Annotated in this window: 10 protein-coding genes; 9 read left to right on the plus strand and 1 reads right to left on the minus strand. The window is 29.1% G+C overall.

Features of this window, described 5'->3' with window-relative positions:
• Positions 1–139: 139 nt before the first annotated feature.
• The gene (locus ACQPUW_RS04175; RefSeq protein ID WP_430836242.1) at positions 140–937 is read right to left on the minus strand and encodes a 5'-methylthioadenosine/adenosylhomocysteine nucleosidase; all 798 of its coding nucleotides are present in this window, start codon (positions 935–937) and stop codon (positions 140–142) included.
• A gap of 456 nt (positions 938–1393) precedes the next feature.
• On the opposite strand from ACQPUW_RS04175, the gene ACQPUW_RS04180 reads away from it, so the two are divergent.
• The 9 genes from ACQPUW_RS04180 (at position 1394) to ACQPUW_RS04220 (ending at position 15673) form a co-directional block, all read left to right on the plus strand.
• Positions 1394–2455, plus strand: a complete 1062-nt coding sequence (locus tag ACQPUW_RS04180) for a DUF2776 family protein (protein WP_430836243.1) — start codon at positions 1394–1396, stop codon at positions 2453–2455.
• Positions 2456–2719: 264 nt separating this feature from the next.
• Positions 2720–3370, plus strand: coding sequence for a DUF975 family protein (locus ACQPUW_RS04185; RefSeq protein WP_430836244.1), 651 nt, complete (start codon positions 2720–2722; stop codon positions 3368–3370).
• A 191-nt stretch (positions 3371–3561) separates the two neighbouring features.
• Positions 3562–4113 (plus strand): GNAT family N-acetyltransferase, encoded by a 552-nt coding sequence (locus ACQPUW_RS04190; protein WP_430836245.1) that lies wholly within the window; start codon positions 3562–3564, stop codon positions 4111–4113.
• Between the two features lie 39 nt (positions 4114–4152).
• The gene (locus ACQPUW_RS04195; RefSeq protein ID WP_430836246.1) at positions 4153–4929 is read left to right on the plus strand and encodes a MurR/RpiR family transcriptional regulator; all 777 of its coding nucleotides are present in this window, start codon (positions 4153–4155) and stop codon (positions 4927–4929) included.
• Positions 4930–5222: 293 nt separating this feature from the next.
• Positions 5223–6809: an alpha-glucoside-specific PTS transporter subunit IIBC gene (locus ACQPUW_RS04200; RefSeq protein ID WP_430836247.1), complete on the plus strand. Its 1587-nt coding sequence runs from the start codon at positions 5223–5225 to the stop codon at positions 6807–6809.
• Between the two features lie 59 nt (positions 6810–6868).
• Positions 6869–7381 (plus strand): hypothetical protein, encoded by a 513-nt coding sequence (locus ACQPUW_RS04205; protein ID WP_430836248.1) that lies wholly within the window; start codon positions 6869–6871, stop codon positions 7379–7381.
• Positions 7382–7601: 220 nt separating this feature from the next.
• Complete coding sequence (locus tag ACQPUW_RS04210) at positions 7602–8927, plus strand: 6-phospho-alpha-glucosidase (protein ID WP_430836249.1); 1326 nt, start codon at positions 7602–7604, stop codon at positions 8925–8927.
• Positions 8928–9101: 174 nt separating this feature from the next.
• On the plus strand, positions 9102–10088 hold the full coding sequence (locus ACQPUW_RS04215; RefSeq protein ID WP_430836250.1) for a GH25 family lysozyme: 987 nt from the start codon (positions 9102–9104) through the stop codon (positions 10086–10088).
• 245 nt (positions 10089–10333) lie between these two features.
• A complete protein-coding gene (locus tag ACQPUW_RS04220; protein WP_430836251.1) occupies positions 10334–15673 on the plus strand; it encodes a discoidin domain-containing protein in 5340 nt (1779 codons plus the stop codon).
• Positions 15674–15819 lie beyond the last annotated feature (146 nt).

Here is a 15819-nt window from a genome sequence, read left to right on the forward strand (position 1 = left end):
GGTAAATTTATTTATAGAGCGAAATAAATAGGTTATTAAATAAATAATACATTAAAAGATAAATGATATTAAATAGAGGCTATATAAGTTTAACAATAAACTTATATAGCCTCATTATATTATGGTGTAGTTATTGATTTTACATTTTTTCAAACATAGATTTTAATATAGCTGTTGAGTTTTTAACTCCAATTGGAATAAATTCTTTATAATCCATTGTTGCACCGTTATTTGCATTATCTGAAATTGAACGGATAATTACAAATGGAATATTATTAAGGTATGCAACTTGTGCAATAGATGCACTTTCCATTTCTACAGCAGAAGCATTAAAATTCTTTTCAATCTCAGCTACCTTATCATGACTTGCAATAAATTGATCACCTGAGACTATTCTTCCTACATGAGACTTAATGTCTTTATGATCTTTTGTAGCTTCAATAGCTAAATTTAATAATTTTTCATCAGCCTTAAAATCATAAACATCCATTCTAGGAATTTGTCCAACCTTATCACCAAATACTGATGTATCTACATCATGTTGAACATAAGTATCCCCTATAACTATATCTCCTGGATAGATATCCTTTGATACTCCACCAGCAACACCAATATTTATTAATGAATTTACCTTAAATTCACTTATTAATATTTGTGCACATGATGCAGCGTTAACTTTACCAACACCTGATACCACAGCAACTACAGGTTTACCCCATAAGTTTCCTTCATAAAATGTTAAGTCATTTTTCTTAACTTCTTTGGTATCTTTCATATCTTTTAAAAGAACTTCAAGTTCCTCATTCATAGCGCCTATAATACCTATAGTTTCTTTTGGATTAGTAGCAGATTTTGATGAGTTGCTACAGCCAAAGAAAGTAGTTGATGCTATTAATAGCATAGATATTAAAATTAATAATCTCTTTTGTAATTTCAAAATTTTGTCCCCCTAAATAAAATTTAATATGTATGATTACGAATGAAAAATATAATTATGTGTATAATATTCGTAATACGAAAGTTATTATACTGGAAAAATACGAATAAAACAACAAATTTATTAAAAAAAGTTCAGAAAATCTCTTTTTTACTATAAAATCTGTAAAAATAAAATAAATATCTATTGTAATAAAAAGGTAAAAGTGAAAAAATAGTAGTTTTTATAGGTAAGTTTACAACTTCTCCAAATTCGATTAGTAATTAGTTAAAAACCTTCATATTTCGTTCTTTGACTTGAATTATCAGTAGCATTAAAATTAAGAAGAACTTAGAGATAAGTGTAAATATTATAAAATTAATACAATGAATAAATAAAAATTAAAATGAATTTTTGATAAAATAATATTTTAACTTTTATTTATCCACTGAATTTATAAAAATTGGAGGGATAATTATGAATATTTACATGAGCATATTCTTTCGTTTAATACCGCTACTAATGGGTGCTATATGTTTAGGATATGGTTTTTATGTTAATGCATTAAAACAAGCAACTGGAACAGGATTCATTGTTGCAGGACATGTTCTTATCTTTTTAACAGCAATATGTATTGCATTATTTACAACTGCTGCGACAATTATAAGACAAATAATAAATAGATATAATAACTTTTATAAATGGATATTACCTATAATAGGTTATGCAAGTGGAATTTTTACAGTTATTGCAGGTATTTATTTTTGGAGAACAGCAGGAGAGAATGCATCTTATTTTGTATCAGGAAATATAATCTTTGCAGTTGGGCTTATAACATGTTGTGTAGCAACAGTAGCAACAGCTTCAACTAAATTTTCTTTGATTACTAAAAATGAAGGTACTTTAAAGCCTGGGGAAAAACCAAAGGATGGTTTTACAAGTGGTCAAGCTAAGACATTAATAGCTGTTCCTATAATTTGTACAATAGTTGGACTTGTAAGAGGAATATATCTAATGGTTAGTGAAGAAATAACACCACATTTTGTAGCAGGTCATGTAGTAATAGGTATATCACTAATATGTGCAAGTTTAATTGCACTAGTAGTAACTATTGTTAGACAAATAGATAATGTATTTTCAAATAAAGAGAGATGGAAATGGAGTAAATTTGTACTTTTAATGGGTACTATAGATTTAGTATGGGGTATTATAATACTTATAGTATGTAAGAGTCCAGCTTGGATTGCTCCAGGATATGTAATGATTGGACTTGGATTTGTATGCTACAGTATTTCAAGTAAGGTAATATTACTTGCTGCCGTATGGCGTAGATCTTGTTCATTAGCTAATAGAATACCATTAATACCAGTAATGACAGCACTTATTTGCTTATTTTTAGGAGCATTTTTATTAGAAGCAGCACAATTTAATGCTGCATACTTTGTTCCAGCGCGTGTTGTAGTAGGACTTGGAGCTGTATGCTTCACATTATTCTCAATAGTTTCAATATTAGAAAGTGGAACATCAAAGAAATCTTAATAACATAAGCTTTAAATATATAAATATAGTTAATTCTAAGAAGCCTAAAGGATATAAATCCTTTAGGCTTCTTTTCTTAGTATCAAAATATACTTTATAAAATAATATGTAAGTATAACTATTAATAAAAGATAAAAAGTATAAAAAATAATGTTAAATAATTATTAATAATATAAAAAGAGTTATACAATACCTTTTAAAAAGGAAAAATATAGTATATAATAAAAGCATATATTATATAAGAAATAAATGGAGGAGATAATAATGATTAGTAGAAGTGAAATTAAAACCATGGCAAAAGAACAATTAAGGGGAAATTGGGGAATTGCAATATTAACATTTTTAATTTATGGAATAATAATAAGTTCATCAGGATTTGAAAATGCAATTGATAGACTACCATTTATGGATTCGTCTTTATCAACTTATTATGGTTTATCTATTTCTATAAATATAATAGCTTTATTACTTGGAGGGCTGGTTTCAGTTGGTATTAGTAAGTTCTCATTAAATTTAGCTAGACGTGAAAATGCAAGTCTTGGAGATTTATTTTCACATTTTAATATTTATTTAAAAACTTTGGGATTATATTTACTTATGGGAATAGCTGTTGCTATAGGTTTAATATTATTCATAGTACCAGGAGTTATATTATCTCTTATGTTCTCACAAGCATATTATATTTTAAGCGAAGATAATGAAAAATCTATAACTCAATGCTTAGATGAAAGTGCTAGCTTAATGAAAGGCTATAAATGGGATTACTTTGTACTAGAATTAAGTTTTATTGGATGGTGGGTAGTTGCATTTATAACATGTGGAATAGGTGCTTTATGGGTAGCTCCATATCAAGGTATAACAGAAGCAAATTATTACATGAAATTAAAAGAAGAAAATAGATTTACTAAATTATAAAAATAAAATTATAGTTATTTTGGAAGCTGATTTTGTATTTTTGCAAAATCAGCTTTTTAAATTAAAGTATTTTCTAGATATGATATTATATAAAATAAGAAAAATGATTGAATAAATAGTAAAATATACAGGAAAATGGTAAAATGAATATATTTAATTATAAATAGGATTAGAAAGTAAGGGAGTGAATAATGAAAATACTTATAAATTTAAAAAGAGAAGATGGATTAAATATAATAGCAGAAATTAAAGAATTAGATGATACTTATATTCATAAAATTATGACACTTCAAAATAATATCATTGAGAATATTGATAATAAAGAATTGTATGCCTTAACTTCAGAGAATGAATTTAGAGAAATAATTAATGGAAAAGGAAAAGTTATTGGGTGTTTAACGAAGAATGAAGAATTAATAGCTATTGGAGTTTATGGAAATTTTAAATATGATAAAAATAATTATGGACATGATATAGATATTAAGGGAGATGAACTTTTAAGTATAGGACAAATTGAATCAATAATAGTAAGTGAGGAATATAGGGGAAATAGACTTCAAGAAAAACTTTGCAAGATATTAGAGGAGATAGGGAAATTAAATAAAACATCTATTATGTGTGCAACAGTATCACCTAATAATCATTTTAGTCTAAAGAATTTTTTATTATTAGGATATGAAATACAGAAAGAAAAGCTTAAATATGGTGGTATGAGAAGATATATTTTAGTGAAGCAGCTATAGTGATTTGATATAATTATATTAGGTATGGGAGGATTGATTATGAGGCTTGAGGAACTTATAAATAAGCATTATGATAAATTAAATCATAATGATATGCACATATGGAAGTATATATTTAATAATAAAAAAGAATGTACTAACTTAACAATTGATGAATTAGCAGCAAAGTGTAATGTTTCAAGAACAACAATATTAAGATTTGCACAAAAGCTATCACTAAAAGGATATAGTGAACTTAAAATATATTTAAGATGGGAACTTGATGAAAATAATTATATTGAAGAAGATACAATAAATAGGATTTGTAATGATCTTAATAAATCTATTGAAGATATGAGGCAGAAAGATTTTACTAAAATATGCAGAATGATTTATGAAGCAAAAAGAGTATTTGTATATGGGACAGGAGCTGTTCAAACATCAGTAGCACAGGAAATAAAGAGAATATTTTTATCAGGTCAAGAATGTTTTTACATTGTAGATGGTGGAGATGAGACGGAAATGCTCTTAAGAACTATCTCTTCAGATGATCTTATAATATTAATTTCTTTAACTGGAGAATCAGATCATATAATAAATTTTGCAAAGGGCTTAAACTTAAGAAATGTACCAATAATATCAATAACAAAGCTTAAAAATAATGAATTAGCAAGATTAAGCAAAGAAAATATATACATAACAACATCTATGCTTAATATTGGAACCGAAAGGGAATATGAAGCAACCACAGCTTTTTTCATATTAGCAGAGATATTATTTGTAAAATATAGTGTGTATAAGAGTAAACGAAAGGAAGAAGTTTTAATTAATAATTAAAACTAATAGCAAATAAAAGTAAGCAATTAAAGGCTTACTTTTATTTTTTTTAGAAAGAATAATTAAGCAAATATATTGAATTCATTAGTATTACTTTGCATTTTAGTTTATAAAGTAGCTAAATTTAAAATTGTGTGAAAAATCACTAATAAAGAGAGAAATCACAATATGTGAGAATGAGTGCCTATATGCTTTAAAAGTCTTGATAACGTTTAATATAATTGGTAATATCTTGAATATGAGGTGCCTCTCATTTTAACAAAGAGTTTTATAGATGGGAGAGAATAAAAGTTATGATGCAGAAAATACAACGTTTTGGGGGAGCTATGTTTACGCCAGTATTGTTATTTGCTTTTGCTGGTATTATGGTAGGTTTATCAATATTATTTAAAAATGCTGAAATAATGGGTTCCTTGGCAGACCCTAATGGGTTATGGTATAAGGCGTGGATTATTATTGAGGAGGGTGCTTGGACTGTATTTAGACAATTACCACTTCTATTTGCAATTGGACTTCCAATAGGTCTTGCAAAGAAGCAACAAGCTCGTGCATGTATGGAATCTCTTGTAGTATATCTAACATTTAATTATTTTTTAAGTGCTTTTTTATCACTTTGGGGAGAGAATTTTGGAGTTAACTTTGCAGCAGAAGTTGGTGGAGGTAGTGGGCTAACTCTTATTGCTGGAATAAAAACATTAGATACTGGGATGATAGGTGCAATATTAATATCAGGTATAGTTGTATATTTACATGATAAATATTTTGATACAGATCTTCCGGAATTTTTAGGAACTTTTAAGGGATCTTCTTTTGTTGTTATGATATCATTCTTTATAATGATTCCAGTTGCATTAATTATGGCATTTATTTGGCCAAAGGTACAAGGGTTAATAGGAACTCTTCAAGGATTCTTGACATCATCCGGAGTTATAGGCGTATGGGTATATACATTCCTTGAGAGAATTTTACTACCAACAGGGTTACATCATTTTATCTATTCACCTTTTATTTTTGATGCAGCTGTAGTAGAAGGTGGAATAAATGTTTACTGGGCAACTCGTTTAAATGAATTTGCAACATCAGCACAAAGTTTAAAGGAAATGTTTCCAGCGGGTGGGTTCGCATTACATGGATTATCTAAAGTATTCGGGGCAATTGGTATAGCGGGAGCGTTATATGCTACAGCTAAACCAAATAAGAAGAAAATTGTATTAGGACTTTTGATACCAGCTACATTAACGGCAGTTGTTGCAGGGATAACTGAACCTTTAGAATTTACATTTTTATTTATAGCACCAGTTTTATTTTTAGTACATTCGCTACTTGCGGCAACTTTATCAGCAGTATCATTTGCACTAGGGGTTGTAGGGAACTTTGGTGGTGGACTTATTGACTGGGCGGCCATTAATTGGATACCTTTATTTAAATATCATTCAGATACTTATATTACTCAAATAATAGTTGGTCTTATTTTTTCAGGAATCTATTTTATTGTATTTAGATACTTAATATTAAAGTTTAATTTTAATACTCCAGGAAGGGAAGAAGAAACTGAAGAGACAAAGCTTTATACTAAATCAGATTATAAAAATAAAAAGGGAGTAGGAAAGGAAGAAATAAAGGAAAAAGGAATAGATATAAATGTAAGTAAAGCAGAGAAGTTTCTAGAAGCACTAGGAGGAAAAGATAATATTATTGATGTGACTAATTGTGCTACAAGACTTAGAATATCAGTTAAAGATGAAAAAATAATAGAAGATGCAAGCGTATTTAAAAGTGCAGGGGCGCACGGACTAGTTGTTAATGGAAAAGCGGTACAAGTTATAGTTGGATTGTCTGTGCCAACAGTTAGAGAAAAGTTTGAAGCATTATTAGGTTAACATAAATAAATTTATTTTAATTTGGAATACTAAATGAATAAGTAGTTTGGAGGATAAATATGAGAGAATATACTGGAATGATAGATAGTAAATCTATAACTGATAATGCAAAAAAATATGGAAGCTTAAAATTAGCAATGACGTTATTTATAGTTTTTCCAATATTATTTTTAATATATTTATATATGAGTACAACAATGATAGGTGGAGATCTAGTAGGAGCAATCTCTGAGGATCCTATGCTAAATATTGCATTCATAATTGCAATGATAAATCCTTTTTGTGGATATTTATGCAAAGTAATATTAAAAGATATAGATGAAGGAAAAGATAAAGAGGTTATAAAGATTAATTTATTAATTCTTACAATAGCACAAGTATTTGTATTTAATATAGTTGGAGTTATATTACTAAGTATAACTTTATATAGGAATTTTAAATGGAATAGTATAAGTAAAAAACATATTGTTGGGATAATTAATAATAAGTATGCTATTTCAAGGGTTGCAAGTTCTAGTTCTATTTTTCTTATATATCTAATGTGCTTATTCATAACACTAAAATTAAAATAGTTAATATATTTAAAGTTAGATTACTTATTAAGTAGTCTAACTTTTTGCTTTGTAAATATTAAGTTAAATATAGTGAAAATTCACAGTAAATGATACTAATTAACAAGAATTGATACTACTCCCTAAGTGGCTAAAATCCATTGTTTATGGAAATTCGCTCTGATAATATAAAGACGTAGAAGATATTAAAATAAATGGGTTAAAAAAGGGAGGAATTTTTATGAAGAAATTTTCAGTAGTTATTGCAGGTGGGGGAAGCACTTTTACACCTGGTATAGTGTTAATGTTATTAGATAATTTGGACAAATTCCCAATAAGAAAAATTAAATTTTATGATAATGATGAAGAAAGACAAGATACAATTGCTAAAGCCTGTGAAATAATCTTGAGAGAAAAAGCAAGTGATATAGAATTTTTAGCAAGTACTGATCCAGAAGAAGCCTTCACTGATGTAGATTTTGTAATGGCTCACATAAGAGTTGGAAAATATAAAATGAGAGAATTAGATGAAAAAATTCCTTTAAAGCATGGAGTTGTAGGTCAAGAAACATGTGGACCAGGAGGGATTTCTTATGGTATGAGATCAATAGGTGGAATATTAGAGATTTTAGAATACATGGAGAGATACTCACCTAATGCATGGATGCTTAATTACTCAAACCCAGCGGCAATTGTAGCTGAAGCAACTCGTAGGTTAAGACCAAATTCTAAAATTTTAAATATATGTGATATGCCAATTGGAATAGAGGGACATATGGCTGAAATTGCTGGGCTTAAATCAAGAAAAGATATGATAGTTAAATACTTTGGATTAAATCATTTTGGATGGTGGTCAAGCATTACTGATAAAGAAGGAAATGATTTAATGCCAAAAATTAAAGAGCATGTATTAAAGCATGGATATGAAGTTAACGTTGATGAAAATCAACATACTGATGAGAGTTGGAATGATACATTTAGAAAAGCTAAAGACATATTAGAGCTTGATAAAGATTATCTTCCAAACACATATCTTAAATATTATTTATTCCCAGATTATGTTGTAGAGCATTCGGATAAAGAGTATACAAGAGCAAATGAAGTTATGGATGGAAGAGAAAAGTTTGTCTTTGGAGAATGTAGAAAAGTTATTGAAAGAGGTTCAACAGAAGGATGCGAATTACACATAGATGAACATGCTTCATATATAGTTGATTTGGCAAGGGCAATAGCATACAACACTCAAGAAAGAATGCTTTTAATAGTAGAAAATAATGGAGCAATAGAAAACTTTGATAGAACAGGAATGGTTGAAATTCCATGTTTAGTTGGAAGCAATGGACCAGAACCAGTTAGAATAGGAACTATTCCACAATTCCAAAAAGGACTAATGGAACAACAAGTATCTGTTGAAAAACTTGTTGTAGAGGCATGGATAGAAAAATCATACCAAAAGTTATGGCAAGCAATAACTTTATCAAAAACTGTACCAAGTGCAAAAGTTGCAAGAGATATATTAGATGATTTAATTGAAGTAAATAAAGAGTACTGGCCAGAATTAAAATAATTATATATATTAAAAATAAGCTTAAGTAGATTTATTACTTAAGCTTATTTTATTAATTTCTAAATTTAATATATAGGATTTTACTATATTTGCATATATAAATTATATAATAGTTTGATTAAGGTAAGGTCTAAGGCTTTGGTCATATATTAATAATTTATAAGAGGTGATTTTATGAAGAGTAAAGATACAAATAATATAAGAGGAATAGATATTAGTAATTGGCAAGCAAATATAGATTTTTCTAAAGTGAAAAGTGACGGAATAGAAGTAGTTATAATAAAGGCTACAGAGGGTATTAAATTTGTAGATAAAAGACTTGATGAACACTATAAGGGTGCAAAAGATCAGGGGCTTAAGATAGGTTTTTATCATTTTATGAGTGATACAACCAATCCAAAAGAGCAGGCAAAGGATTTTTGGAATATCATAAAAGATAAGAAATTTGATGTAATTCCAGTTCTTGATATAGAAAAAGAGAATCAAGGAAGAAATGCAAAAGCTGTAACAGATAGATGTATTGAATTTTTAAATGAATTTAAAACTTTAAGCGGATATGAGTGTATTGTATATACTTACACATATTTTGCAAAAAGTAAGTTAGATAATAGACTTAAAAAGTATCCACTATGGATAGCACATTATGATGTTAATACTCCAGGTGATAACGGGATATGGTCTGATTGGGTAGGATTCCAATATACTGATAAAGCTAAAATTAGTGGAGTTAGTGGGAATTGTGATGCAAATGAGTTTACTGACGGCATATTTATAAATAGATCAAACGATAGTTCTAATTCTTCAAATTCATCAAGTAATGTTAAAAAGGAACTTTGGGAAGTTAGTATAAGTGGAAGTATAGTTAGTGATTTGCAAAAAGAACTTAATAAACAATTTGGAGCAAATTTAAAAGTGGATGGATATTTTGGAGAAAAGACTCTTAATGCATGTATTAATTTATCGAAAGGTGCAAGAGGTAATATTACGAAAATAGTACAAAGAAGACTAGTAGCTAATGGGTATTCAATTGGGAAGTTTGGCGTAGATGGAGTGTTTGGTGATAGTACAGAAAGCGCTATAAAAAGCTTTCAAAAAGATAAGAAATTATCTATAGATGGAATAGTTGGAAAGAATACTTGGAGACGATTATTTAGTAAATAAAGAAAAGGTGATGATTTTTCATCACCTTTTTTATTTTGAAAAATATTTATTAGGATTAAAAAATATTTTAAACATGATTAAAAAATACTTACATATAATGTATTGGAATATATAATAAGTATCTATTACATTAGTACAGGATGAGATACTACTTAGTATTAAATAAATTAATTTATGTATCACATTATTCTTAAAATTACTAAAACATATTCTAAGTAAGTATCAAAAAAATAGGGGGGAATAGTATGAAAAGCTTAAAAAAGAAAAGTCGGAAAGTCTCGCTACTTATGTTATTTATTTTTACTTTTATGACTATTGCTAATTTAAATATTAAAGTAGCAAAAGCAGCAGAAGATGATTACAAGACATTAGGTGATGTCAAGGAGGTTACTAAAGATGATAATGAAGTTACAATAAAGCTTGAAAATGAAGAGGTTAAGATAACTTTTTATAAAAACGACTTATTTAGATTATGGATGGATCCAGACAAAGACTTTGATGATCCTACAAAAGGAAAGATAATAGATAAAACAGAAGAAGAGTTTGTAAAAGAGCATGGCAATGTAAACGTTAGTAAAGAGGACGCTGGAGATTATTATAAAATAACTACAGAAAAGGTTGTTCTTAGAGTATATAAATCTCCTATGAGACTAGCTTTATATAAAGCTGATAATGAATCAGTTATATGGGAGGAAGAATCACCATTAAAGTATAATGGTAAGAAAACTATTCAAACATTAAAAACAGCTGATACAGAACAATTCTATGGTGGAGGAGTTCAAAATGGATACTTCTCACATAAGAATAAGAAAATAGATGTAAAATTAAAAATATCTCATTGGAATGATGGTTCAGTGTCAAATCCGGTACCATTTTATATGAGTAGTAAAGGTTATGGTGTATTTAGAAATACCTTTAAACCGGGACAATATGATTTTAAGAAAACTGCAACAATGACTCATGATGAAAATAGATTTGATGCATTTTACTTTGCTGGTGGATCTTTTGATGAAGTTATGGATGGATATACTGAGTTAACAGGTAGACCACAACTTATGCCAAATTATAGCTTCTATGGAATTGATGCAGATTGTTATAAAGATACAATGGATGGATTAGAAGTTGTAAAGGGATACGTAGATAATGATATGCCAAGAGGAGTTATCCTTCCAAACGACGGATATGGATGTGGATATACTGATCTTAAAGGATTTGTAGATGAGGCATCTAAATCAGGATTTAAGACTGGTCTTTGGACAGAGAATGCTTTAGATAAACTTGCAACAGAAGTTAAAGAATATGGAATAAGAGCGATAAAAACAGATGTTGCATGGGTAGGACCTGGATACGAATTTGCTTTTGATGCTGTAGAATCAACAAATAAAGGAATAGAAAATAATTCGGATGCTAGATCATATGTTGTAAGTATTTGTGGATGGGCAGGAACTCAAAAAAATGCTGCAGTTTGGTCAGGAGATCAAAGTGGAGATTGGGAATATATTAGGATGCATATTCCAACTTATATTGGTGGTGGAATGTCTGGTATGCCGTACATTGGATCAGATATTGATGGTATATTTGGAGGGTCTGCTAAAACTTATACTAGAGATCTTCAGTGGAAGGCATTTACTCCAACTACTTTAAATATGTCAGGCTGGGCATCAAAGGATAAGCAACCTTGGATACAAGGAGAGCCTTATACAAGCATAAATAGAGCTTATTTAAAATTAAAATCAAGAATGCTTCCTTATATGTACACTTATGCAAATGAAAGCTATAAAACAGGTGCGCCTATGATGAGAGGTATGGTTTGGGAGTATCCAGAAGATCCATATACTTTTGGAACAGAAACTCAATACCAATATATGCTTGGAAAGAATCTTCTAGTTGCTCCAGTTTATGAAGATACAGAAGTTTGGAATGAAATATATCTTCCAGATGAAAATCAAGTATGGATAGATTACTTTACTGGAGAACAATACAATGGCGGACAAGTTATAAATAATTTTGATGCACCACTTTGGAAGTTACCGCTATTTGTTAAAAATGGAGCTATAATACCTATGTATCCAGAATCAAATTATGCAGGTGAAGTTGTAGCAGATAAAAATCATCCAATTACTTTTGATATTTATCCATCAGGAAAAACTTCATTTGAATTATATGAAGATGATGGTGAGTCAAGAGATCATAGAGAAGGTGCTTATGCTAAAACTTTAATAGAGTCAAATGCACCTAAGAGTGGAGAGGGAAAAGCTGAATTTATAATTAATCCTACAAAAGGAAATTATTCAGGAATTCAAGAAACAAGAAAAAATGAATTCTCAATTCATACAAGGGTTAAACCAGAAAATATTAAATTAACTATTGGAGGAGAAGAAAAGACAGTTACTATAGTTAATAGCAAAGAAGAATATGATAATTCAAATGGAAATGTTGCATACTTTGATGAAAATATAACAGTAGGACCAGATAAAGCTAAAACAGCACCGATATTATTTGTAAAAACTGAAGCAACTTCAATTAGAAGTATGATAAAGGTTGAAGTTGATAAATTTAATAATGATGCTCCAAAAGGAAATATAGAACACGATAAAGTTCCAGTGGTACCTACATCATTACAAGCTACTAAAGTAATAGATAAAGAAATAGTAGTTGAATGGGATGAAGTAGAAAATGCTACTTCATATGATTTAATGATAAATAATGTTCTTTATACAAATGTAAAATCTCCATATACTCATGATGGATTAAAGGAATTAACAGATTATGAATTTAAAGTTAGAGCAGTTAATTCTAAAGGTGCTTCAGAGTGGAGTAATCCTTTAAAGGTTTCAACAATAGAAGATTTATTAAAAAATGTTGTTCCAGCAGAAGAAATGAAAGCAACAGCTTCAAGTGAGCAACCAGGAGAAACAGCTGATAAGGCTGTAGATGGAGATATAGGTACTCTGTGGCATACTAAATGGGGTGAGAATGGAATACCAACTGAGTTTGTTATAGATATGAGCAATATTTATGAATTAGAAAAATTTGAATATGTTTCAAGACCTAAGGGTTCAAATGGTAATATTACTAAATATAATCTTTCAATGAGCTTAGACGGTGTAAACTACATGCCTTTATATACTGATGGAGTTTGGAAAGATGACGGAGAGACTAAAGTAATAAAATTTGAGGAACCTATAAAAACTAGATATCTAAAAATTGATGCTTTAGCTGGCAACGGAAACTTTGCAGCTGCTCATGAATTTAGACCATATAAGGTTGAAGGAACTAATAAAGCACCAGTTGGAGATTATACTGGAGATAATAGAGTTGATAATGGAGATTTAGTATTTATAGATAATTACATGGGTGTTAAAGTTGGCGATAATGATTGGAATTATGCTGAAAAAGCAGATTTAAACTTCAATGGATATATAGATGCTTATGATTATGCATTTGTAGCAAGTAAAATTGGATCAACTCTTGTGCCATCAGGTAATGAGGTTTCAGGAAAAATAAATCTTCTTCCAGAGAAAAAATCTCTAAAGAAGGGAGAAGAAATTGAAGTTAAATTAGTTGGTACAAACTTAAAGGATGTTTATGCATTTGATAGCTTTATTAAATTAAATAGTGATAAATATGAATTAGTTAATTGTACAGGAAGCTGTGGTAAGGATGTTGTATTCTCAAAATCAGGTTTAACTAAAAATATGGATAACGTATCATCACTTAAAACAGACGATAAGGGAACTATGCTGGTTGCGACACTTTCTAATAGAGGAAATATAGCGCCGCTTAATAATGATGGAACCCTTGGAACATTTAAAATAAAAGCTAAGGTAGACACAGAATTTGATCTTAAGATAAATGATTCAAGAATAGTTGGAACAAATTATACGAGCAAAGATTCAATTGGAGAAGTTTTAAATCCTGAAGATGAGATTCCAGAACTTAAACCAGTGTATGAAAATGTAGCAAAAAATGAAATGAAAGCTACAGCAACTTCAGAAGAGACTGGCGGCGGAGATACAGCAGCTAAAGCTATTGATGGTAATGTAGATACAATGTGGCACACACCATGGTTTGATCCAATACCACCAGTAGAGGAACAAGTATTAACAATTGAGTTTAACAAGAAGACTAATATTTCAAAGTTAGGTATAACACCAAGAAAGACAGGAGATAATGGTGTAATTAAAAAGTATGAAGTCTATGCAATAAATGGAGAAGAAGAAACTTTAATTGGAACAGGTGGAGCAGAAAATATAAAAGATAGATCAACAAATATATTTAAACTAAGAGGAAAAGAAGTATTAGCAGATAAAATAGAAATAAGAGTTTTAGAAGGATATAATAAATGGGCGTCTATGGCAGAAGTAGATGTTGAAAGAAAAAATGATGGAACTTTAGAGGTCGAGTCAGTTGAGTTTAACAAAGAAAATCCATCAGAAATAAGAATTGGAGAAATATTAGAATTTGGAGCTTATGTATTACCAAAAGAAGCTACAAATCAATATGTATCTCTTAAGAGTAGCAATGAAGAAATAATTAAAATAAATAAGATAAAAACAGATGATGGAATAAAAACTATGATAGAAGGAGTTAAGGCTGGAAAAGCTACAATAACAGCTACTTCTCTTGAAGGGAATAAAGAGGCTACAACTGAAGTTACAGTAAATGAAGGAGAACCTCAGATAATACCTGTAACAGGGATTAAATTAGATAAAGCTTCATTAGAATTAGAAAAAGGAAGTACTGAAACTATTAAAGCTACTATAACTCCAGAAAATGCAACTAATAAAAATATTACTTGGAGTAGTCTTGATGAAAAGGTAGCAACTGTAAAAGGTGGTGTTGTTACAGCTCTTGGCTCTGGAACAACTAAGATAATAGCTACATCAGTAGATGGAGGATTTACAACAGAGTGTACAGTTACTGTTAAAAAAGATTCTAGTGAACCAGAAAAACCAGAGATACCAAATAAAGATAAATTAAAAGAAATTATAGATAAAGCATTAGCATTAAAAGAAGAAGACTATACTCAAAATAGTTTCGATAAAGTTTTAAAAGCTTTAGAATCAGCAAAATCAGTTATTGATAATGAAAAAGCAACAGATAAAGAGATAGAAAATGCTATAAAATCTTTAGAAAAAGCAATGGAGCAACTTGAAAAGCCAGGAAATCCTAATGAGGTAAATAAAGAAAAGCTACAAGAATTATTAAAAGAGACATTAAAGCTTAATAAAGATGACTATACAGAAGAAAGCTTTGATAAATTACTAAAAGCTTTAGAATCAGCTAGACTTGTAATGACAAATAATGAAGCAACACAAAAAGAAGTTGATAAAGCAGTAGATAAATTAAATAAGGCTATAGATGGACTTGTTAAAATAAATAAGCCAAACAAACCAAACAAGCCTAATAATAATGGACAGAATAAACCAAGTAATCCAACAACACCAGGGTATAATAAACCAAATACTAGCATACCAGATACAGGATTTGATAATACGGGCATCATTACAGTTGCTGTAATACTAATAGGATCAGGATTTGTACTGTTCTTCTACAATAGAAAAAGAAAGATAAATAAGTAATAATAAGAGAGGATTTTTAGTGGATATTCCATTAAAAGTCCTTTTTTATATAAGAATTTAAATTTAATATTTTAAAGCTAGATATTCTGGTTAAAATCATTTACAATTAAAACCATATATGAGTTATATAGGAAAGGTATAAAAGC

Origin of the sequence: Clostridium sardiniense, assembly GCF_050584765.1 — a bacterium.
GTDB classification, from domain to species: Bacteria; Bacillota; Clostridia; order Clostridiales; family Clostridiaceae; genus Clostridium; species Clostridium sardiniense_A.

Bases quoted from the DNA above. Each gene is read 5' to 3' on its own strand.
- ACQPUW_RS04195 (WP_430836246.1), top strand. From the start codon at position 4,153: ATGAGGCTTGAGGAACTTATAAATAAGCATTATGATAAATTAAATCAT.
- ACQPUW_RS04215 (WP_430836250.1), top strand. From the start codon at position 9,102: ATGAAGAGTAAAGATACAAATAATATAAGAGGAATAGATATTAGTAAT.
- ACQPUW_RS04220 (WP_430836251.1), top strand. From the start codon at position 10,334: ATGAAAAGCTTAAAAAAGAAAAGTCGGAAAGTCTCGCTACTTATGTTA.
- ACQPUW_RS04200 (WP_430836247.1), top strand. From the start codon at position 5,223: ATGATGCAGAAAATACAACGTTTTGGGGGAGCTATGTTTACGCCAGTA.
- ACQPUW_RS04190 (WP_430836245.1), top strand. From the start codon at position 3,562: ATGAAAATACTTATAAATTTAAAAAGAGAAGATGGATTAAATATAATA.
- ACQPUW_RS04210 (WP_430836249.1), top strand. From the start codon at position 7,602: ATGAAGAAATTTTCAGTAGTTATTGCAGGTGGGGGAAGCACTTTTACA.
- ACQPUW_RS04180 (WP_430836243.1), top strand. From the start codon at position 1,394: ATGAATATTTACATGAGCATATTCTTTCGTTTAATACCGCTACTAATG.
- ACQPUW_RS04185 (WP_430836244.1), top strand. From the start codon at position 2,720: ATGATTAGTAGAAGTGAAATTAAAACCATGGCAAAAGAACAATTAAGG.
- ACQPUW_RS04205 (WP_430836248.1), top strand. From the start codon at position 6,869: ATGAGAGAATATACTGGAATGATAGATAGTAAATCTATAACTGATAAT.